The organism is Streptomyces sp. MK7, from assembly GCF_032658145.1.
Taxonomy (GTDB): domain Bacteria; phylum Actinomycetota; class Actinomycetes; order Streptomycetales; family Streptomycetaceae; genus Streptomyces; species Streptomyces spiralis.
Map to the genome: position 1 here is coordinate 112534 of NZ_JAVACL010000014.1, position 20353 is coordinate 132886.

The 20353-nt window shown below is 70.8% G+C and carries 18 protein-coding genes and 1 tRNA gene; 11 read left to right on the top strand and 8 right to left on the bottom strand.

Going from position 1 to position 20353, the window contains the following annotated elements; genetic code table 11:
* Positions 1-90: 90 nt before the first annotated feature.
* Complete coding sequence (locus R2S09_RS18020) at positions 91-1632, bottom strand: MFS transporter (protein WP_306185753.1); 1542 nt, start codon at positions 1630-1632, stop codon at positions 91-93.
* A gap of 222 nt (positions 1633-1854) precedes the next feature.
* Positions 1855-2508: a TetR/AcrR family transcriptional regulator gene (locus R2S09_RS18025; RefSeq protein WP_306185751.1), complete on the bottom strand. Its 654-nt coding sequence runs from the start codon at positions 2506-2508 to the stop codon at positions 1855-1857.
* Between the two features lie 487 nt (positions 2509-2995).
* On the opposite strand from R2S09_RS18025, the gene R2S09_RS18030 reads away from it, so the two are divergent.
* The 6 genes from R2S09_RS18030 (at position 2996) to R2S09_RS18055 (ending at position 9379) form a co-directional block, all read left to right on the top strand.
* Positions 2996-4282 (top strand): M6 family metalloprotease domain-containing protein, encoded by a 1287-nt coding sequence (locus tag R2S09_RS18030; RefSeq protein ID WP_316742024.1) that lies wholly within the window; start codon positions 2996-2998, stop codon positions 4280-4282.
* A gap of 165 nt (positions 4283-4447) precedes the next feature.
* Positions 4448-6100, top strand: coding sequence for an IclR family transcriptional regulator C-terminal domain-containing protein (locus R2S09_RS18035; RefSeq protein ID WP_399144081.1), 1653 nt, complete (start codon positions 4448-4450; stop codon positions 6098-6100).
* 75 nt (positions 6101-6175) lie between these two features.
* Positions 6176-6248 (top strand) — tRNA-Arg (locus R2S09_RS18040).
* Positions 6249-6593: 345 nt separating this feature from the next.
* The gene (locus R2S09_RS18045; protein ID WP_316742027.1) at positions 6594-6851 is read left to right on the top strand and encodes a hypothetical protein; all 258 of its coding nucleotides are present in this window, start codon (positions 6594-6596) and stop codon (positions 6849-6851) included.
* Between the two features lie 472 nt (positions 6852-7323).
* Positions 7324-8754, top strand: a complete 1431-nt coding sequence (locus tag R2S09_RS18050) for a selenium-binding protein SBP56-related protein (protein WP_316742029.1) — start codon at positions 7324-7326, stop codon at positions 8752-8754.
* Between the two features lie 373 nt (positions 8755-9127).
* On the top strand, positions 9128-9379 hold the full coding sequence (locus tag R2S09_RS18055) for a hypothetical protein (protein ID WP_316742030.1): 252 nt from the start codon (positions 9128-9130) through the stop codon (positions 9377-9379).
* An 813-nt stretch (positions 9380-10192) separates the two neighbouring features.
* On the opposite strand, the gene R2S09_RS18060 is transcribed toward R2S09_RS18055, so the two are convergent.
* From R2S09_RS18060 to R2S09_RS18085, 6 genes are all read right to left on the bottom strand, one after another.
* A complete protein-coding gene (locus R2S09_RS18060; RefSeq protein WP_316742031.1) occupies positions 10193-10801 on the bottom strand; it encodes a sulfocyanin-like copper-binding protein in 609 nt (202 codons plus the stop codon).
* Positions 10798-11076: an SHOCT domain-containing protein gene (locus tag R2S09_RS18065; RefSeq protein ID WP_316742032.1), complete on the bottom strand. Its 279-nt coding sequence runs from the start codon at positions 11074-11076 to the stop codon at positions 10798-10800. Before R2S09_RS18065 ends, R2S09_RS18060 begins: the two co-directional genes overlap by 4 nt.
* Positions 11077-11404: 328 nt before the next feature.
* Entirely contained in the window at positions 11405-12283 is an 879-nt protein-coding gene (locus tag R2S09_RS18070; protein WP_306186539.1) for a universal stress protein, read from the bottom strand.
* 222 nt (positions 12284-12505) lie between these two features.
* The gene (locus R2S09_RS18075) at positions 12506-13243 is read right to left on the bottom strand and encodes a Clp protease N-terminal domain-containing protein (protein WP_316742033.1); all 738 of its coding nucleotides are present in this window, start codon (positions 13241-13243) and stop codon (positions 12506-12508) included.
* A 75-nt stretch (positions 13244-13318) separates the two neighbouring features.
* Entirely contained in the window at positions 13319-13843 is a 525-nt protein-coding gene (locus R2S09_RS18080) for a MarR family transcriptional regulator (RefSeq protein WP_316742034.1), read from the bottom strand.
* Between the two features lie 168 nt (positions 13844-14011).
* On the bottom strand, positions 14012-15097 hold the full coding sequence (locus R2S09_RS18085) for an alkene reductase (RefSeq protein ID WP_316742035.1): 1086 nt from the start codon (positions 15095-15097) through the stop codon (positions 14012-14014).
* 541 nt (positions 15098-15638) lie between these two features.
* Between R2S09_RS18085 and R2S09_RS18090 the strand changes: the two genes are divergently transcribed.
* The 5 genes from R2S09_RS18090 to R2S09_RS18110 all read left to right on the top strand — a co-directional run bounded on the left by R2S09_RS18090 (position 15639) and on the right by R2S09_RS18110 (position 20300).
* The gene (locus tag R2S09_RS18090) at positions 15639-16583 is read left to right on the top strand and encodes an ATP-binding cassette domain-containing protein (RefSeq protein WP_306186547.1); all 945 of its coding nucleotides are present in this window, start codon (positions 15639-15641) and stop codon (positions 16581-16583) included.
* Positions 16580-17431 (top strand): ABC transporter permease, encoded by an 852-nt coding sequence (locus tag R2S09_RS18095; protein WP_306186549.1) that lies wholly within the window; start codon positions 16580-16582, stop codon positions 17429-17431. The genes R2S09_RS18090 and R2S09_RS18095 overlap by 4 nt, the downstream gene beginning before the upstream one ends.
* 35 nt (positions 17432-17466) lie before the next feature.
* Positions 17467-18759 (top strand): sensor histidine kinase, encoded by a 1293-nt coding sequence (locus R2S09_RS18100; protein ID WP_306186830.1) that lies wholly within the window; start codon positions 17467-17469, stop codon positions 18757-18759.
* Positions 18756-19424, top strand: a complete 669-nt coding sequence (locus R2S09_RS18105; protein ID WP_306186550.1) for a response regulator transcription factor — start codon at positions 18756-18758, stop codon at positions 19422-19424. Before R2S09_RS18100 ends, R2S09_RS18105 begins: the two co-directional genes overlap by 4 nt.
* Positions 19425-19874: 450 nt before the next feature.
* A complete protein-coding gene (locus R2S09_RS18110) occupies positions 19875-20300 on the top strand; it encodes a CBS domain-containing protein (RefSeq protein ID WP_306186551.1) in 426 nt (141 codons plus the stop codon).
* Positions 20301-20353 lie beyond the last annotated feature (53 nt).

A 20353-nucleotide genomic window follows, 5' to 3' on the forward strand; every position in this document is an offset into this window, starting at 1 on the left:
AGCGGGCCAGGACAGGTCCTGGTGCCGTACGCGGAAGGCGTCCCCTTCCTCCTCGCGCAACGGTGGTTCCGAAGGGGGTACGGCCGTTCGTCAGTGGGCGATCACCGGGACGGCCACCTCGTCCTCGGCGCCCTCCTCGGAGCCGGCCACGACGGTCGAGCCGGGGCGGCCGGCGTTGACCAGGGCCACGACGATCACGGCGGCGAGCACCAGCATGCCGACCGCGATCCAGATCGCGTTGGTGTAGCCGTGCACCGCGCCCTGCATCTGGACCAGCTGCGCCTGCGACTTGGAGGTCGCGCCCGCGATGTGGTCCTTGATGTACGCCGTCGTCGCGGACGCGGCAATCGTGTTCAGCAGGGCCGTACCGATCGCACCGCCCACCTGCTGCGAGGTGTTGACCATGGCGGAGGCGACACCGGCGTCCCGGGGCTCGACACCCAGGGTGGCCAGGGACATGGCCGGCATGAACGCCGTACCCATGCCGAGACCCAGCAGCAGCATCGCGGGCAGGATCGTCGCGGCGTACGACGAGCCGATCTCCAGCTGCGTCATCAGCAGCATGCCGACGGCGGCGACCAGGAAGCCGGGGCCCATCAGTGCCCGGGCCGGGACCCGGGTCATCAGCCGGGCGCCGATCTGGGTGGAGCCGACCATCATGCCCGCGATCATCGGCAGGAAGGCGAAGCCCGTCTTGATCGGCGAGTAGCCGTTGATGACCTGCAGGTAGTAGGTCAGGAACAGGAACGTGCCGAACATCGCGATGACGGCGATGCCGAGGGAGAGGTAGATGCCGCCGCGGTTGCGGTCGGTGATCACGCGCAGGGGCAGCAGCGGGGCCTTGACCCTGGCCTCGGTGATGACGAAGGCGAGCAGGAACACCACAGAGGCGATGAACAGGCCGATCGTCGTCGAGTCGCCCCAGCCGTCGGACTCGGCGCGGGTGAAGCCGTAGACGAGCGCGATCAGGCCGACGCTGGAGAGCACGACGCCGGGGATGTCGAGCGGGTTGCGGTTGCGGCCGCCCTCCGGCTCACGGATGACGAAGTACGCGCCGAGCGCGGCGACGATGGCGAACGGGATGTTGACGAAGAACGTCCAGCGCCAGTCCAGGTACTCGGTGAGCAGGCCGCCGAGGATGAAGCCGACAGCGCCGCCGCCACCGGCGATCGCGCCGTAGATGCCGAACGCCTTGGCGCGCTCCTTGGCGTCCGTGAACATCACGGCGAGCAGGGAGAGCGCCGCGGGCGCGAGCATGGCGCCGAAGACGCCCTGCAGGGCACGGGCGCCGAACATCATCGCGCCGCTCGTGGCCGCGCCGCCGAGCGCGGAGGCCGCGGCGAAGCCGGTCAGACCGATCACGAAGGCACGCTTGCGGCCCCACAGGTCGGCGATGCGGCCGCCGAAGAGCAGCAGTCCGCCGAAGGCGAGGGCGTAGGCGGTGACGACCCACTGCCGGTTGCCGTCGGAGATGCCCAGGTCACGCTGGGCGGAGGGCAGTGCGATGTTCACGATGGTCGCGTCGAGGACGACCATCAGCTGGGCGAGCGCGATGAAGACGAGCGCTTTCCAGCGGTTGGCGTCGCCGGACTTCTCCAGGACGCCGGGAGCCTTTGCGGCTGTTTGAGACATGGGAGTACCCACTTCGGGACTTCGTGACGGAAAAAGGGTGACGTGAGGTGACGGCCCGCCCTCATGGACGGCCGAAGGCTCGGTATCGGAAAGTCGTTGACGGAAGTCGGTTGACGGAAGCCGGTTGACGGAAAGTCGTTGGCAGAGGGCCGTTGGCAGAAGGTCGGTTGCGAGTGATGACCGGGCCACGGCGCTGAACTCATCGGCCGTACGGCCCCGATCTCAGGCCTGGCGGAGATCCTCCAGGGTCGTGGCCGTACCCGGCAGGACGGATCGGGCCGGGGCCCGCAGCCCGTCCAGGAACAGCTGCAGATGACGGTGTACGAAGCGGTCGAGGCTGAAACAGGCGGTACCGGCCGGCGGCCGGCTGAGCTGGGCCACGGCGACCATCAGGTCACCGACGCCCACGTCCGGGCGCAGTTGTCCGGCCGTCCTGGCCCGGTCCATGACCTCCTCGATGAGGCGCTCGACCCGTTCGCGCGCGGCTTCCAGGTCGGGGTGGTGCTTGTCGAAGGTGCTGGAGACCATCGGGCACAGCGCGCTGATCCGCTCGTCGGCGGAGGCGTGCACGAAGCGCGACAGGGCCTCGAAGGCGTCGCCGGTCTCCGCGAGCGCCTGCTCGGCTGCGAGCGCCGTACGGTCCATGACGCAGCAGACGACCTCGCGGACGAGGGCGTCGCGGTCCGGGAAGTTGCGGTACAACGTGGCGTTGCCGACGCCGGCCCGGCGAGCGATCTCGTCGAGCGGCACCTCGGGCCCGTGCTCGACGAACATCTCGCGGGCGGCGCTGACGATGCGCTCCCGGTTGCGCAGTGCGTCGGCGCGGGGCCTGGTCACCTTGCGCGGTACGGGGTTCGCGGTCGTCGCGGCCTGCACGGCGTACTCCTCGGGTCGGTCGGTTCGGCGATCCGGGGACGTCTTCCCCGTTTCGCGCGGACACAGGTCTAAACGGGGAAGAGGTCCCCGGTTATTTCCCGCCCTCGAAGAGATTCCTTGTGACCTGCACCACACTCTGATCGGGACTCCGCCCCTGCCCATGCCCCCGCCCGGACGACCCACCCCACGTACAGCCGAACCCCGACCCCACGACCGGACCGGACCGGCCCATGCCACGACCGGCCCACCCTCCGTGCCCGAAGGCCGTCCCACGACCGGCCCACCCCCCGCGACGAAGGCCCGTCCCACGGCCGGCCCACTCCCCGCGGTCCCGGAGGCGCCCCACGACCGGACCGCCCGTCCCACGACCGGACCGCTCCAGCGCGCGCTCGCCGCCCCCGCGACACAGGGTGAGCGAAAGGGTGCAGCCGGAGACCGGTGGCTGCCTTGAGCGAACCGGTGGCTGCCTGGAGCGAAAGGTCCATGCATGCAGCCGCCACCGCCCCGCCGCCGGATACGCAAGCGCCGTTCCGTCGCCCTCGCGTCCGTCACCGTGCTGACTCTCGCGGTCAGCACCTCGGCGGGCATCGCCCACCTCACGGCGGATGTCCGGGCGACCGGCCCCGGGGCGGGCTCCCTGGCCCTCACCCCCGCCCTCGCCCCCTGCATGATCAGCGGCCCCACGACCGTACAGATGACGGAGGGCGTGCCGACGGCCCGCGGCTACGCCCGCTCCACCGGCGTCGTACACGCCCTGACCCTGATGATCGACTTCTCGGACGCCCATGGCGAGGGCAGCGCGCTCGACCGCTTCCACGAGTTCTTCCCGCAGACCCAGGAGTGGTTCCGCACCGCCTCCTACGGACGCCTCGACTACCGTCCCGAGACCCCGATACCCGGGTGGCTGCGCATGCCCAAGCCCTTCAAGGCGTACGGCATAGAACGCGGCGCCCCCTTCGACCCCGGCTACCGCGACCTCATCAAGGACCTCGTGGCGGCGGCCGACCCGAAGGTGAACTTCCGGGACTACGACCTGCTCAACGTGCTGATGACCCCCAACGCCGGCCCCTCCGCCCTGGACACGGTCCTGTCCGTGACCTTCGCCGGCAACACCGAGGCACCGTCCGCCGACGGCATACCCATAGCGAACGCCTCCTTCGTCTACTCCCGCCAGGACGACGGCTCCGGCTCCTACGACCACACCGGCTTCCGTGTCCTCCCCCACGAGAACGGCCACATCTTCGGCCTGCCCGACCTCTACACACAGGAGGGCGGCGGAGCGGTCGGCCACTGGGACATCATGAGCGAGGACTGGGGCGCCAACAACGACCTGCTCGGCTGGCACAAGTGGAAACTGGGCTGGCTGGACGCGAACCAGGTGAGCTGCGCGGCGAAACGGGGCACGGCCGAATACACCCTGACCCCGCTGGAGCGCCCGGGCGGCCCCAAGGTGGTCTTCGTGCCCCTCGACGGCGGCACGGTCTACGTCGTCGAACTGCGCACACACGAGGGCAACGACGAGGCGGTGTGCCGGCCGGGCGTCCTGATCTACAAGGTCGACGCGGACGTCGACACCGGCCAGGGCCCCATCACCGTCTACGACGCGCACCGCCACTCCGGCGGCTGCACCAGCAGCCCCAACGTCCACGCCGAACTCTCCGACGCGCCCTTCACCCCCGGTCAGACCTTCAAGGACCCCAAGACCGGGATCCGCATCGACGTGGCCGCGGCGGACCTGAAGGGGAACTACCAGGTACGGGTGTCCCGGCAGTGACGGCTGCCGGGACGGCCGTGAGCGCGACTGCCGCAGGCGTCCGTCCGTCAGGGCCCCGCAGGCACCTGCCGGAACCACCGTGGACACCGCCGGAACGGCCGTAGGCACCAGCCGGGACTACCGTAGGCGTCCTGCCACCGCCGTACCGGAGAACCGACCGAACCGATGCCCGCACCCGCGCACACGACGCCAGGCCCTCAGGGGACCGCCGCGCCGGAACCCCAGGGGACCGCCCCCGCCGAGGCGGTCACGCCGCTGATGCGGGGAGTCGCGGTGCTACGACGGCTGACGGAGGCCGGCGGAACGCTGAGCCCGAGCGGCCTGGAGCGCGCCACGGGCCTGGCCCGCTCCACCGTGGACCGCATCACGGCGACGCTCGCCCACATGGGATACGTACGCCTGGAGGGCCGCGACGGCAGGGACGTCGTCCTCACCCCGCGCCTGATGGAGCTCGGCAACGCCTACCTGGCCGCCCTCCGCCTGCCCGCCCTGCTCGACGCGCGTGCCGACGCCCTCGCCGACGAACTGGACGAGTCGGTGTCGCTGGCGGTCGGCGACCGGGACGGCATCCGTTTCATCCACCAGGCGACCCGGCGCCGCGCGATGTCCCTGAGCTTCCGCATCGGCGACCTGCTTCCGGCCGAACGCACCGCTCCCGGCCCGCTGTTCGCGACGGAGTGGACGAGGGAGGAGTGGCGGAGCCGGCGGGAGCGCCGCGCGCGGGACCCGCAGGACACAGGCTTTCCAGCGATCCCGCCGAGGCGGCACACGGAGCCGGACGACTTCGCCGAGCGGACCGCGCGCGCGGCACGGGACGGCTGGTCGCTGGACGACCAGCTGATCGAGCCGGGCCTGGTGGCGGTCTCGGTGCCGGTGCGGGACCCGGCGACGGGCCGGATCGCCTGCGTGGCGAGCGTGGTGAGCCACACCAGCCGCCACTCGGCCGACGACCTGCGTACGACCCTGCTGCCGCGCCTGCGGGAAACGGTGACGGCGATGGAACGGGACCTCCGGGAGCCGCCGCCCCCGCGTGCCACGCCGGCCCCCTCGGACCTGGCGACCTGGACGGCGGCGTCGAAACAGGAACTGGGCAGGGAGTTCGTGGAATCCCTGGCCCGCGGCCTGACGGTCCTCACAGCCTTCGGCGAGGACAGACCGGCGCTGACCCTGACGGAGGTGGCGAAGGCGACGGGCCTGGCGAGGGCGACGGCACGCAGAGCGCTGATCACCTACGAGCACCTGGGCCTGGTGAGGCACTCACCGGACACCCACGCCTTCACCCTCACCCCCAGGGTCCTCTCCCTGGGCTTCCCGCCCCTGTCCCGCACCTCGCTCGCCCGCATCGCCCAGCCCCACCTGGAGGACCTGGCGGCCGAGGTCCACGAGTCGGCGTCCCTCGCGGTCCTGACCCCCTCCGCCGAGGAGATCCAGTACACGGCCCGAGCGGCCACGCCCCGCATCATGAGCGTGGACATCACGGTCGGCACCCGCCTCCCCGCCCACGCCACGGCCCTCGGCCGAGCCCTCCTGACAAACCCACCGGACACGCCGGACACGCCGGACACGCCGGGCGAGGTGTCACCCCACCCCTACTCCCTGGTCGACGCGGAACTGGAAGCGGGCCTGCGCGCGATCGCCGTCCCGATCCGCGACCGCGCGGGCCACACGGTCGCCGCGGCCGACATCGCCACCCACGCGGCCCGCCACACCCCCGAGGAGTGCGTCGACGTCCTCCTCCCACCCCTGCGCGAAACGGCCGCCCGCATAGAAGCTGACCTCCACACGGCCTCCCGCTTCACCCACGTACCCCCGACCTGACCACCCCCGAGCAGGGACCTTCCCCCGCCGGACCCCTCATCCGCTACGCTAGTCGCGGATCTCACGGAGATCCCCGCCTTCGTAGCTCAGGGGATAGAGCACCGCTCTCCTAAAGCGGGTGTCGCAGGTTCGAATCCTGCCGGGGGCACAATGCCTGACCAGGCACGATGCGCCAGATGGGCCCCTCGGAGACGTCTCCGAGGGGCCTTTTGGCCTTGCATGGGAACGAACATGGGAACGCGCCCTCAGGCAGGGTCCTCCGTTGAAAGCTCAGTGTGTCCCCGGTAGGGGAGATCCGGCAGGGCACCAGCCGGCTCGACGCCGTCGAGTTGCTGGCGTACTCGCTCCTCGTCCCCACATCCGCCCACCGATTCCTCGACACGTTTCCCGTGCTCAAGACAGAGCCCGGACGTGTCGCGCAGATCATCGTCATCACCGAGCTGCAGCAGTCGGCATCGCGGGAACTATCCCGAACCTACGCAGGGTCGCAATCATGACGAGCCCCCTGGCGCCTGACGATCACATTGGCGATCGCGAGGCCTTCAGCGCCTTCCTGGCGCGTCTTCGTGCCGACTGCGCAGCCAACAGCCAACAGTGGGAGAACCCGACGCTGGACAGGTTCCTGGAAGCCCTGGAAGCCTGGGTCGCCGCGTCTCCGGGGTGGTACCGGAACTTCGGGCACGCCCTGCCCCCAGAAGGTGACTGGACGTTCTTCGCCCGTGCCCTGGATGCCGCTCGGATCTACGAATAGCCCTGGTGGGCATCGTGCCCCGTGCGTGCTCGACCGAGCGGCGACCAACGCAGAACGACGGTGAGCAATCCAGGAACGCGCAGGTCACCGTCTTTCCGGGTCAGCGCCCACCCGCGTACGCAATCGCCGATGGACCCGCGGCCGAGGTCGAGGACGTATGAGGCCCGGTCGCCGACCGCAGTGATCGAACTCCTGAAGCGGCACCTGGGGTTTCTCCCCCAGAGAGCGGCTCTGGTCGGCCTCGGGTGTCTCGTCCGGGGCTGTCAGCGGCCAGAAGCCCATGCACGCTCAGGCGGTCGCGCCGTCGCGCTGTCGCCTTGGCAGAGCTCCGGGGCTGTGAAACGCTCGATATGTGGCATATCGACCTGCAACATCCGTTCCTCGTCTGCACGTCGGTCCCGATCGAATGAGCCAGGCTCTCCGCCGGAAGCTCGTCCGGCACCAGGCTCCCGTTCGGGAGTAAGGAACAGCCATGAGGACGACCGAGCACGTTCCCGACCGCGACGACCACCGTGACCCCACCTTGTACCGCACTCCGGCGGATGCCGTCGCCGCACCCCCGGAGAAGCTCGCCTATGTCGTCGGATTCGACCCGACCGCACAGCGCGCGGACGCTTTGTTCACCGTCGACACCGACCCCGAATCCCCCGCATACGGCCGTGTGACCTCCCACGCCGAGCTGCCCGACCTGGGCAACGAACTGCACCACTTCGGCTGGAACGCCTGCTCCAGCGCGCTGGCACACGCCGGTCATCACCACGCCTCTCGCCGCTACCTCATCGTCCCGGGACTGCGCTCGTCCCGGCTGCACGTATTCGACACCACCCCTGATCCCTCCCGCCCCCGCCTGGTCAGGGTGGTCGAGCCCGAGGAGCTGGCCGCCAAGGCCGGGTACTCACGTCCGCACACACTGCACTGTGGTCCCGACGGCGTCTTCCTGTCCTGCCTGGGCGGCGCGGACGGTGCGGACGGGCCCGGCGGCGTCGCGCTCCTGGACCACGAAAGCTTTGAGGTCCTGCGTGCCTGGGAGAGTGACCGCGGGCCGCAGCGGCTCGCCTACGACGTCTGGTGGCATCTGCGCCAGAACATCGCCGTGACGAGCGAGTGGGGCACCCCCTCGATGATCGAGGACGGCCTTGTCCCCGAACTGCTGCTGGGTCGCCGGTACGGCCACGCTCTGCACTTCTGGGAGCTCGACTCCGGCCGGCACCTGCAGCGCGTCGATCTGGGGGACGAGAACCAGATGGTGCTGGAACTGCGCCCCGCGCACGACCCCGAGGCGACATGGGGGTTCACCAACACCGTGGTCAACGTGGAGGACCTCTCGGCATCGGTGTGGTTGTGGAACCGGGAGGGCGATGACTTCGTGGTCCGCAAGGTGATCACCGTCCCGGCCGAGCCCGCCGAGACGGAGGACCTGCCCCCGGCGCTGCAGCCGTTCGGCGCCGTGCCCCCCTTGATCACCGACATCGACCTGTCGGTGGACGATCACTGGCTGTACATATCCGCATGGGGAACCGGCGACCTGCTCCAGTACGACGTGAGCGACCCGTTCCATCCGAGGCAGACCGCGGCCGTGCGTCTTGGCGGCATCGTCGGCCGGCAGCCGCACCCTGCCGAGCCGGGCGTTCCGCTGACGGGCGGAGCGCAGATGGTCGAGCTCAGCCGCGACGGGCGGCGCGTGTACCTGACCAACTCCCTGTACTCCGCCTGGGACGAACAGTTCTATCCCGCGGGCATCGACCCGTGGATGGTCAAGCTCGACGCCGACACCTCGCACGGAGGGCTCTCGGTGGACAGCCGCTTCTTCCCGCACGGCACGGACTTCCTCGGCCTGCGCGTGCACCAGACGCGGCTGCAGGGCGGCGACGCCTCATCGGATTCGTACTGCTACCGCCGCTGACGGAGCCGATTCGGCCCGGCACCGCACACGTAAGCCTGCCGTCCTCGCAGGGAGGCGACTTGCTCTCCGTGTCCTACGCAGCAGGGACGGACCTGGCCTTCGGCACGAAGAGGCTCAGCCGGAAGGTGGTCGGTTGCGTCAGGCGCCCACAGAGCCTGTCCACCCGCATCGCCGCCCGGTCGATCTGCGTGTCCGACGCCCGGGGACGGCGGATATGAGCGTGCCATTCCGACTCGTCCTGGGTCTCGAAAAGCACCTCCCAGCGGCCCGCGTCAGGCGCGAAACGAGCAGCGGCCCGCCACACCTCGTCCTGCTGGTGACGCCTTCTTTCGCCCGGCCTGGCACCTGAAGGGCCTCATGCATGCTCAGTCGCATGAGCGCCTACAGCAGCGATCCGGACCTGGACGTCACCGACAGCACCGGCGACGGCGTCGAGGTGGATGTAGCAACGAACCTCCTGAACGGCACCGTACGACTGTCAGTGCTGTGGGCCCAGAAGATCCACCTGCACCCCGACGACGCCGAACGGGTAGCCCAGTCACTGCTACGAGCTGCCGAGCACGGCCGCCACATCGCGGAGGCCCGAAGCTCGGGAGCTGATCGATCCACCGGCCCCGGCCAGTGAGTCACAACTTTCTGTGCTGGTTGTGCTGGTTCAAGCGCCCGTCGTCGCTCCGCTCCTCCGCCCACCCAAGAGGCAAGCACACAGTGCATGAGGTCAGAAGGCGTCGTGGCTGGGGCGGCCGGTGGAACTTCCTGCTGATGCAGCTTCCTGGTGCAGCTCTTGACTTTGAGGCCTGACAGCCCGTCAGTCACACTCGGATGTGTCAGACGGAAAAACCCACCCCGTCACGCAGGCTTCCCGGCGAGAGTGAAAGGGTGGGTGCGAACCTTCAGGAGGTTCAATTATGAGTGTGACTCTGCCCCCACGGGGTCTGTCAAACCCTAGGACCGAACTGTGGCTGATCACCGTCGTGGTCGTCATCGTCATCAAGTGCAGTGCAGTGGCGGAGATCGTAGGGGCGTACGCGGATGTGGTCGGCCTGGCCACAGCTCTGCTTGCCGGGCTGGTACCGCGTAAGGCAACCGCACGGACCGCCGATGAACTCTCGGGACCCTGACAGCAGTCGTGGCACGGTCCCCGGGCGGTGCCCCTCTCGTGCCGGCAACCGGACTTCGTCCAGGGCAGGGAACCCGCAAGTCAGGCACGTGATCGCCCAACCTCGCTGCTGAAGCGGGTGTCGCGGGTTCGAATCCTGCCGAGGCCCCGGAGAAACACCAGGTCAGGAGCCCTTCCGTGCAGCGGACGGGAGGGCTCCTGCGCTTGCGGTCCCACCGAGTCCTTCGCACCCCGGTTCTGCGCGCTGACACCCCGCAACGGACCCTTGGCCGGTCCAGAACGGGCGCGTTTCCTGAGTGAACGCTCTGGCGTTTCAGCTCACCGAGTGACGTCCAGCTCTGCATACATGCCGGCCGCGTAGTGGCCCGGGACATTGCACACCATCTCGTAGCGGCCCGGCCGCAGCGTCACCGTGGTCCAGGCCGCCGCCCCGGAGGCAATGCCCTCTCCGGCACCGCTGCCGCAGGTGCGCGACGCCTCGCCGAGACTGCCCGCCTCCGATACCCGGCCGTCGGAGCCGATGGCACGTTGTCCGGCGGTATGGCCCGCCGACAGCGGCAACACGATCACCTCATGTGTGAGGGCTCCCGCATTGACCACCCGTACCGTCACCATCCCCGACGGAACGGTCGCAGGGTGGGCCATCAGGCGCATCATGCCCATGCCGTGCCAGCCGGGACGGCCGTTGTTCGGCGCGGGCCGGTTCGGGCCCGGCATCATCCGTCCCGTGTCCCACACGGTCACATCGACCGGACTGCCTTTCGCGGCCGGTGCAATGCATCGTGAGCTTTGCGCTCTCCAGGACGGTGCCACTCCGTGAAACGCGCCGGACGCGGCCATCAGGCCCGTCGTGGCAACGCCCAGAATCAAGGCCGCCGCAGCAATGGCGATCGCCGTCCACACCTCTCGGCGGCGATGCGGAGTCATCGGTGCTCCCGAAGCAGCGCGAGCCGACGTCTGTACTCGTCCTCGTCGATCTCACCGCGCGCAAACCGCTCGGCGAGCAGGTTCTCGGCTCCTCGGTTCTGCCCTCCGCCCCATCCGGAAGGTGGAGGCGAGCCGGGCTGCTGGTGGTGACGCGTACCGGCGAGGTAGCGCACGAGTGCGATGAGCCCGACGATCAGGACGGCCCAGAACAGGACCATGAACAGCGTCATGACGATCCAGCCGCCCCAGCCCCATCCGCCGTCGTACCACATCATGCCGATCACTTCCCTCGGCCGACTTCAGCGTCAATGCCAGGATGGATCCGCGGGACCTCAGTGGGTCTGGGCCACAGTTCCCGAGCATAGGGCCGGAGGGCCCAACGCCCCATCCGGCTCCGCTGCCCACAGCTGTGTGGAAAATCTTCGCAGAGCACAACGTGCCGACCATGCCGGCCACCGCCCTGGCGGGCTGTGCGAGCGAGGCCCGCTGTCGGCTCTCGGCAACCGCACGACTCCGACAGCCTCGCACGACTCCGACAGCCCTCGGCTGTCGGCTCACCTGACCGGTGCCGACGTCAAAGGCCCGGCGCAGAGGCGGCGGTGGTCACTCCTTGCCGCGGACCACGGCGACCGAGCAGTGCGCGTGATGCAGCAGGGCCTGGCTGACCGAGCCGAGCAGCAGGCCGGTGAAGCCACCGCGTCCGCGCGCACCGGTCACGACCAGCTGCGCGTCCTGGCTCGCTTCGATCAGCGCCGAACGGATCCGGGAGCGCACCAGGCGCCGCTCCACCGCGACCTGGGGGTAGCGCGTCTGCCACGGAGACAGGGTCTCGTCCAGCAGCCGCTGCTCCTCCTCGCGGAGCCGGTCGATGTCGACGACCATGTTCAGCGGGTCGCCCGGTCCCTCGTAGGCCTGTTCGCTCCAGGTGTTCCACACGTGCAGGGCCAGCAGGTCCGCACCGCGCATCGACGCTTCGGCGAAGGCGAACTCGACGGCGCGTTCGCCCGCCGGGGAACCGTCCACCGCCAGCAGCACGGGACCGGTCGGGTCCGGTCTGCCCCGCACCACCAGCACCGGGCAATGGCTGTACGCGGCCAGATGCACGGCGGTGGAACCGAGCAGCAGGCTGCCGAACGCGCCCCGCCCGCGGCTGCCCACCACGACGAGCGAGGCGGTGCGCGACTCGATCTCCAGCACCATCAGCGGCTCGCCGACGGTGACCTCTCGTGTGATGTCCACACGCGGCCCGACCTCGCGTGCCCGGCGTTCGGCCTCGGCCAGCGTTCCGTCCACCAACTCGCGCACCCCGGCCCTGGCAGGATCCCAAGGCGGCCCCCCGGGCGGTGGATGGATCGACGGCCACCCGAAGGCGTGCACCAGCCGCAGGCCGACCCCGCTCAGCACCGCCTCGTGTGCCGCCGTCTCGACCGCGTCCAGGCTGGACGGTGAGCCGTCGACTCCCACGACGACCGGTTTCGCCATGCCGCGCCTCCTCGCCGAGCCCGCTCCGCGATCGCCCGCCGGGCTCTCGTCCATCCTCCGCCACCGTGCCGCGCGGCGCATCGGACCTGCCGGCCCTCCCGCCACCCTTCGGTACGGCGATGCCGCACGCGCCCCGTGGGCGTGCTCCCAGGCGCCGCCGCACCACCGCTGTCGCGGTAACTCACCCCGTTCCTGATCAGGCTCGGTCATCACCCGGAAGGCTCATCGGACAAAGGTGACGCCCGCCCCACTGCCCCCGGGCCCGGCGAGGATCTCGCCGCACAGCGTGAGGCAGTCGGCGCAGATCCAGGCGTCGGGGCCGGCGACCAGGCGGCGTTCGGCGCTCGCCGGGTGGCCGCAGAAGGAACAGCGGGCGGCGGTGTCGTCGACGCGGCGCTTACGACGGGTCCGGCGTCCGAACACCGTACGGGGGACGCTGATGTAGCAGTGCAGCTGGTGCTTGATGTCCGCCACGTCGACGCCGAGATCGTTGAGCACCCGGCGGGCCCGGGAACCGGGGTTGGCCGCGATGGCCGCGAGCAGCTGCGGCGCGGTGACCACGACCGGGGCGCGGTCGGGTGCGCGTTCCGTGGCCAGCTGTTCGGCAGCGGCCAGCGCGGCCTTCGCCTCGCTCGAGAACACGGCACCCCGGGACCTCGCCGTACCGGGGTGGTCGAAGAGCCTGCGGCTCGCCTCGCGGATCTTGTCCCGGGTGACGCCGAGCCGCTCCAGGGTGGCCGCGGCCACGCCGTCGGTGAGCAGGCCGTGGAGAAGGTGCTCGGTGCCTGCCTCGGCCAGTCCGTCCGCCTCCGCGGCAGCCAGCGCCGCGGACAGACCGCTCTCCAGGTCACGTCCGCGGACGAGCCCCACCGCCGGGGGTGCCTCGGTGAGACGTTCGACGCGGTTCGCGTACCGCTGGCGAGCCGCCTGCCGCGAGACGCCGAGGCGTTCACCGATCACCGTCCAGGAATGCCCGGCGGCGCGCGCCTGCCGCCTGTGGGCCCGGTCGGGTGCGCTACTGGTAGGACGACACGATCAAGCGTCGCCTGACGCTGCGGCGGGCGAGGATGGTTCGGCGTCGTTGATGCGGGTGGCGAGGTTGGTTTCGAGGCGTTGGAGGACGGCGAGGGTCTCGTCGCGTTCGGCGTCGGTGAGGCCGTCGGCGGCGTAGTCCTCGAGCCGGGCCCAGAGGTCTTCGACCTGTTGGCGCAGGGCATGACTGGCGGCGGTGGGTTCGACGAGCACGGAGCGCCTGTCGCTGGTGGAGCGTACGCGGCGTACGAAGCCTGCCTTCTCCAGGCGCTGGATGGTGCGGGTCATGGTGGCGGCGTCGGCACCGACGTGCCGGGCGAGGTCGGTCTGGCGCATCCGGCCGTGGTCCCACAACTGCATCATGACCAGCTCCTGGGCCGGGTGCAGACCGACCTCGCGCAGCAGTTGGCCGGCGAGCATGCGGTGCAGGCGGGCCACCCGGAAGATCGCATGGCTGATGGGCCCGCGGCGTGCGGCCTCGGGGAGTTCCCCGGTATCGGGGACCTGGGGCGTTGCCTCGGATTCCATGGTGCTTCCTTCTGCTCTCTCCCGTGCGGCCGCCCTGTGCCGGGGCCGGCCGCGGCCGCCGGCGGCGGGGCCGGCTGCCGCGTGCGGGCCCTCGGGTCCGCGTCCTGAGGGCAGGGTATGCGCTGCTCAGGTGTGGCGTGCCCGGGGCCCGCGTCCGTCGCCGAACCGTCAGGAGCTGGCTTCGGCCAGCGTGGGGTAGTCGGTGAAGCCCTTCTCGTCGCCGCCGTAGAAGGTGGCGGGGTCGGGGGTGTTGAACGGGCCTCCCTGGGCCAGGCGGGCGGGCAGGTCGGGGTTGGCGAGGAAGAGGGAGCCGTAGGCGAGCAGGTCGGCGGTGCCGTTGTCGACGAGTTCCAGCTCGGCCGGGCCGGTGGGCGCCTGGCCGGTGAAGGGGTTGAGGATGAAGGTCGTGGGCCATGCCTTGCGCAGCCGGAGCGTCAGGTCGCGTACGCCGGGGGCCTCCAGCTGGTGCAGGTAGGCGAGGTTCAGCGGGGCGAGGGCCTCGACCAGGGCGGTGTAGGTGGCCTCCATGTCGGCGGTGTCGGACTCGTCGATGTCGTTGTAGGGGTTGCCCGGGGAGAGGCGGAAGCCGACCTTGTCCGCGCCGACGGCTGCGGCGACGGCCCTGGCGGTCTCAACGGCGAAGCGGATGCGCTTTTCCGGGCTGCCGCCCCATGCGTCGGTGCGCCGGTTGCTGTTCGGGGCGAGGAACTGGTGGATGAGGTACCCGTTGGCGCCGTGCAGCTCCACGCCGTCGAAGCCGGCCTCGACGGCGCCTCGGGCGGCGGTGGCGTAGTCGGCGATGGTGGCGCGGGCCTCGGCGTCGGTCAGTTCGTGCGGGGTGACGAAGTCCTGGGGGCCGTCGTGGGTGTACACCTGCCCGGCCGCCGCGACGGCGGAGGGGCCGACGGGCTGCAGGCCCGTCAGCGCGGGGTGGCCGACCCGTCCGGTGTGCATGATCTGCAGGTAGATCACGCCGCCCCGGGCATGCACGGCGTCGGTCACATGGCGCCAGGCGGCGACCTGCCCGGCGGTGTGGATGCCGGGGGTGTCGGGGTAGCCCTGGCCGACCCTCGAGGGCTGAACGCCCTCGGTCACGATCAGCCCGGCGGAAGCGCGCTGCGCGTAGTAGTCCGCCATCAGCGGCATGGGGCTCTGGCCGGGACCGTAGGCGCGGCTACGGGTCATCGGCGCCATCACCAGGCGGTTGGCCAGGCGCTTGCCACCCAGCTCATAGGGCTCGAATGCCTTCGACATCGTCATCTCTTCTCTTCGGGGAGGGGGAGCGTCCGTACGGCCGCGCGGACGTCCACGACCGTTACTTGTCCGAACAGGAAATTATCCCTCGGCCTTCCCCGGCGCGCGCGTGAGCTGCATCACGATCGAGATGTCTAGCCAGCGTACAGGCAGCTGAGTAGCGCTCACGGGCGGGCTACGAACACGGCGATCAAGCCATCAGACCGACTAGTTCATTACTTGCTCGGACAATATAGATGTGTCTCGGAAGCCGAGGGAATGCAGCTCCACATCCATCTCGGCACCGGCACGCCCCTGCTCCGGCCCGGCGGACGGCGCCGGCCGCGCGCATGCGGTCGGGCAGCCGGCCGGCGAGCGCGTCCAGCGCGACGGTCGGTTCATCGATCGCTCCCTGCGCACAGCGCCGGGTCGTAGTACCCCGGTACCACCCGCCCCGCGGACTTCAGGCCCCGGTACCACCGGATCGCGCAGATCGCGGACTTAGCGTGACGGAGGAGGCGTCAGGCGCTTCGGGCGCCGGAGTCCGAAAGAGAGAACGCGAATGATCGAGGCACAGCAGCTCACCAAGAGGTACGCGGAGAAGACAGCCGTCGACGGTCTGGACTTCACCGTGAAGCCGGGTACGGTGACCGGATTTCTCGGCCCCAACGGAGCGGGCAAGTCCACGACGATGCGCATGATCGTCGGGCTCGACGCGCCGACGAGTGGCTCCGTCACGGTGAACGGACGGCGTTACGCCCGCCACCGGGCACCGCTCCAGGAGGTCGGGGCGCTGCTGGAGGCGAAGTCGATCCACCCGGGCCGCTCGGCCCACAACCACCTCCGGGCGCTCGCGCTGACCCACGGCATTCCGCGCCGCCGGGTCGACGAGGTCGTGGAACTCGCCGGTCTCGGCAGCGTCGCGAAGAAGCGGGCCGGCGCGTTCTCCCTCGGCATGGGCCAGCGGCTCGGTATCGCGGCGGCCCTGCTCGGCGACCCGCAGACGGTGATGCTGGACGAGCCGGTCAACGGACTCGACCCCGAGGGCGTCCTCTGGATCCGCAATCTGCTCACCTCCCTCGCGGCCGAGGGGCGCACGGTGTTCGTCTCCTCGCACCTGATGAGCGAGGTGGCGCTGGTCGCGGACCACCTGATCGTCGTGGGCCGGGGCCGGCTGCTGGCCGACACGACCGTGCGGGACCTGGTCCGCGAGGCGGGCGGCGACACCGTGAAGGTGGCCACGGACGACCCCGCGCGGCTGCGGGACGTCCTGGCCGGGCCGGGCGTGGAGGTCACCGGCCGCGTCGGATCCGAGGAACTGCAGGTCACCGGGGTGTCCGCCCGGGAGATAGGGCTGAAGGCGGCCGAGCACGGGATCCCGCTGTTCGAGCTGACCACGAAGGCGGTGTCGCTGGAGGAGGCATTCATGGAACTGACCAGGGACGCCGTGGAGTACCACGGCTCCACGACCGGCACCGACACCACCACCTCCGGGAGCGCGGCATGAGCACCCTCACGGCAACCCCCGAGACCTCCGGGACCGCCCTGGCCGCCCCGTCCCGGCCCGCCTACCGGGTGACCGGACGGCGCGTGCTGTCCTCGGAGTGGGCCAAACTCTGGTCCCTGCGTTCCACCTGGATCACCCTCGGCCTGGGCCTGCTGTTCCTCGTCGCCTTCGGCGTCATCGCCGCGAGCCACTACAAGTCCAACCTCGCCTCCGGCCGGCACATGGACGGCGACTTCGCCTCCGCGACGGCGGTGAGCCTGTCCCTGTTCGGCACGAACTTCGCCCAGCTGGCCCTCGGTGTGCTCGGCGTGCTGGTCACGGCGGGCGAGTACTCCACCGGCATGATCCGTTCGACGCTGGCCGCGGTGCCGCGCCGGCTGCCCGTGCTGTGGTCCAAGGCGGCGGTGTACGGACTGGTCGCACTGGTGATCGCGACGGTCGGCGCGTTCGCCGCCTTCCTCGTCGGCAGCCGGATCGTCTCCGGCACGCCCGCCGCCATGGGCCTCGGCCATGCCGGCGTCGTCCGCAGTCTCCTGGGTGCCGGGCTCTACCTGGGCCTGGTCGGCGTGATCGGCGCCGCCCTGGGCGCGCTGCTGCGGTCCGTGGCCGGCGGTATCTCGGTCCTGGTCGCCGCCCTCATGCTCGTACCCGGGCTGGTCTCCCTGCTGCCCAGCTCGTGGCAGGGCGACATCACCCCCTACCTTCCCAGCCACGCGGGCGAGTCGGTCTTCGCCCTGACCCATGACTCGACCGCCCTGTCGCCGGGTGCCGGACTCCTGGTCTTCCTCGCCTGGACGGCCCTGGCGCTGGCCGGAGCGGCGTACCGGCTGCTGCGCAGCGACGTCTGAGCGGCAGCCACCCGCATCATGGTCCGGTGACCGCCATGACCGTCGAAGACCTCAGCGGGATGGGACCGCTGGTCGCCCGGCTCGGCCGGGCCGGCCAGCGGTTCCGGCAGGCCGACCGGGCCCGTCCGTGGGTGCTGGACACCGCGGTGGTGGCCCTGGTGCTCCTGCTGTTCTGCCTGCCGGACCTGCTGCACGCGGTCGGCTCGATCGGCGGGGACCACGACGGCCCGCGCCGCTTCCGTCTGGTGTTCACCCGGTTGCCCGTGGCGGGCATGCTGGCCCTGCAGGCCGGGCTGGTGCTGCCGCTGCTGTGGCGGCGGCGGGCGCCCGCCGCGGCCTTCGGCGCCGTCACGGCCGTGTTCGTCCTCCAGTGGTCCCTCGGCGCCGCACTCCGTGCGGACGTCGCCCTCTTCGTCGCCCTGTACAGCCTGGCTCTGCACGGGCGACTACGACAGCTCCCCTGGGCCTGCGCGGTCAGCGCGGGTGCGCTGGGCCTGGTCGCGGCGCGGGTATCGGCGGCGGTGTCGGTCTGGGACGCGCTGTTCTTCCTGCTCAGCACGGCGACGGCGGCACTCGCACTCGGCCTGGTGATCCGCATCAGGCGGGCCCAGCTGGCCGGGCTGCGCGACCGTGCCGCGCGGCTGGAGATCGAACGCGACCAGCGGGACCGACTCGCGGTCGCCGCGGAACGGGCACGAGTGGCCCGGGAGATGCACGACATCGTCGGCCACAACCTGTCCGTCATCATCACCCTCGCCGACGCGGGAGCCTATGCCGCCGGCGCCGCACCGGAACGCGGCAAAGAGGCCCTGCACCTCATCGGCGACGCCGGCCGTCAGGCCCTGGGCGAACTGCGCCGGGTGCTCGGCGTACTGCGCGAGGCGGACGGTCCTCCGGCCGAGCCCGCACTGAGCCCGCAGCCCGGCCTCGCCGACCTCGACGCGCTGTGCGAGGCGGTGCGCGCCGCGGGCCTGGAGGTCGTCTACCGTACGGCCGGAGACATCGACGCCCTCGACAGCGGGGTGCAGCTGACGGTCTACCGCATCGTGCAGGAGGCCCTGACGAACAGCCTGAAACACGCCGGCGCCGGCGCGCGTGCGAACCTGGCGCTCGTCGTGGAGGACACGCGGCTGACCATCACCGTCCAGGACTCCGGCCCGCCCGCCCCGGCCGGCCGTCCCCGCACGGCGAACGAGGAAGGACACGGCCTGGTGGGCATGCGAGAACGAGCGGCGCTCTACGGAGGGCAGGTCAGCGCGAACCCCACGGGTGCCGGCTGGACGGTACGGGTCGACCTCGACCTCACTCCCCAGGACGGTGCCCGGTGACCACCGTGCTCGTCGTGGACGACCAGCCGCTCCAGCGGTACGGCTTCCGCATGCTCCTGGACTCCGTGCCCGAGACGGAGGTGGTCGGCGAGGCCGCCCACGGAGCCGAAGCCGTGCGCAAGGCCGCCGAACTGCGCCCCGACGTCGTCCTCATGGACGTACGCATGCCCGGCATGGACGGCATCGAGGCCACCCGCCGGATCGTCGCCACCGGCGACCGCTCCCGCGTCCTCGTCCTGACCACCTTCGACATCGACGAGTACGTGTACGCCGCCCTGCGCGCCGGAGCCAGCGGCTTCCTGCTCAAGGACGTCCGTCCCGAGGAACTCCTCGCCGGCATCCGCGCGGTGGCCGCCGGAGACGCCGTGATCGCCCCCGCACTCACCCGCCGCCTCCTCCAGGAGTTCGCCCGCCTCGTCCCACCCGCCGGCGACGGCTCCGCCCAGGACCCGCGCCTTGCCTCCCTCACCGAGCGCGAACGCGAAATCCTCGTCGCCATCGGCAAGGGCTGGAGCAACAGCGAGATCGCCGGCCATTTCGTCCTCGCCGAGTCCACGGTGAAGACCCACGTCGGCCGTGTCCTGTCCAAGATCGGTGCCCGCGACCGCATCCAGGCGGTGATCTTCGCTTACGACCACGGCCTGGCCCGGCCCCACGGGGGTTGAGCCCGCGGCAGTGGCGACGGGAGCGCCTCCTCGGAGAGCGGACGCCATTGTGCGTTGCCCGGTCGAACGGGGCAGCCGCCATGGCATCGCCGACAGCCCGCTCCTGCCGGGAACTTGAAGCCGCCCTGCGGACAGCCACCGGCAGATCACCACCCTCGCGGTACGTGATTCCCCCACCGCGGGAGTGCTCCCCGTACGAGAGCGTAGCCCGTCGACGGGCACCGGCCCGAGCGATCGATCACCGCGCCGTCACACGGGCTCGCCCTTGCTGTCTCTCACCCATGAGCCGTCAAGGTTCAAGCCGGACTCGTGATTGGCGACCGGCGTTGCCGGCGGCACCGGCAACTACGTGGCCACCAGCCGAGGGTCACCCGGATGGTGCCCATCGGTCGCCGTGGGATGCGGGGCTGCGGAGGATGAGACCGACCGAGCCGGCAGGAGGAACGCTTCATGACCACGGCAGCCGACATCATGCACCACGGAGCACGGTGGATCCCTGCCACCGAGACGTTGGACAGGGCCGCACAGCTCATGCGGGAACTCGGGGTGGGCGCTCTGCCCGTGAGCGACCCGAGGGACCCCGGCGAGCGCATGTGCGGCATCATCACCGACCGCGACATCGTGGTCCGCTGTATCGCCGCGGGGCGCGACCCCTCGCGCGTCACCGCCGGTGACCTGTGCCAGGGCACCCCGCGCTGGATCAGCACCGACGCGACCGTCGAGGACGTGCTCCGGGAGATGGAGAGCCACCAGATCCGCCGGCTCCCGGTCATCGACGACAACAAGCGCCTGGTCGGCATGATCAGCGAGCACGACCTGGCCCTGCAGCTGAGCGACGACCAGCTCGCCCAGTTCGTGGAACGCGTCTACGCCTGACCGGCGTCAGCCCCGCACAAGCGGCGCCCTGACCCACCGCCCGATCGCACCAC

Coding starts and splice junctions, on each gene's coding strand:
- R2S09_RS18060 (WP_316742031.1), bottom strand. CDS start 10,801: ATGACTCCGCATCGCCGCCGAGAGGTGTGGACGGCGATCGCCATTGCT.
- R2S09_RS18070 (WP_306186539.1), bottom strand. CDS start 12,283: ATGGCGAAACCGGTCGTCGTGGGAGTCGACGGCTCACCGTCCAGCCTG.
- R2S09_RS18095 (WP_306186549.1), top strand. CDS start 16,580: ATGAGCACCCTCACGGCAACCCCCGAGACCTCCGGGACCGCCCTGGCC.
- R2S09_RS18080 (WP_316742034.1), bottom strand. CDS start 13,843: ATGGAATCCGAGGCAACGCCCCAGGTCCCCGATACCGGGGAACTCCCC.
- R2S09_RS18030 (WP_316742024.1), top strand. CDS start 2,996: ATGCAGCCGCCACCGCCCCGCCGCCGGATACGCAAGCGCCGTTCCGTC.
- R2S09_RS18045 (WP_316742027.1), top strand. CDS start 6,594: ATGACGAGCCCCCTGGCGCCTGACGATCACATTGGCGATCGCGAGGCC.
- R2S09_RS18055 (WP_316742030.1), top strand. CDS start 9,128: ATGAGCGCCTACAGCAGCGATCCGGACCTGGACGTCACCGACAGCACC.
- R2S09_RS18110 (WP_306186551.1), top strand. CDS start 19,875: ATGACCACGGCAGCCGACATCATGCACCACGGAGCACGGTGGATCCCT.
- R2S09_RS18020 (WP_306185753.1), bottom strand. CDS start 1,632: ATGTCTCAAACAGCCGCAAAGGCTCCCGGCGTCCTGGAGAAGTCCGGC.
- R2S09_RS18100 (WP_306186830.1), top strand. CDS start 17,467: ATGACCGTCGAAGACCTCAGCGGGATGGGACCGCTGGTCGCCCGGCTC.
- R2S09_RS18035 (WP_399144081.1), top strand. CDS start 4,448: ATGCCCGCACCCGCGCACACGACGCCAGGCCCTCAGGGGACCGCCGCG.
- R2S09_RS18090 (WP_306186547.1), top strand. CDS start 15,639: ATGATCGAGGCACAGCAGCTCACCAAGAGGTACGCGGAGAAGACAGCC.
- R2S09_RS18050 (WP_316742029.1), top strand. CDS start 7,324: ATGAGGACGACCGAGCACGTTCCCGACCGCGACGACCACCGTGACCCC.
- R2S09_RS18065 (WP_316742032.1), bottom strand. CDS start 11,076: ATGATGTGGTACGACGGCGGATGGGGCTGGGGCGGCTGGATCGTCATG.
- R2S09_RS18085 (WP_316742035.1), bottom strand. CDS start 15,097: ATGTCGAAGGCATTCGAGCCCTATGAGCTGGGTGGCAAGCGCCTGGCC.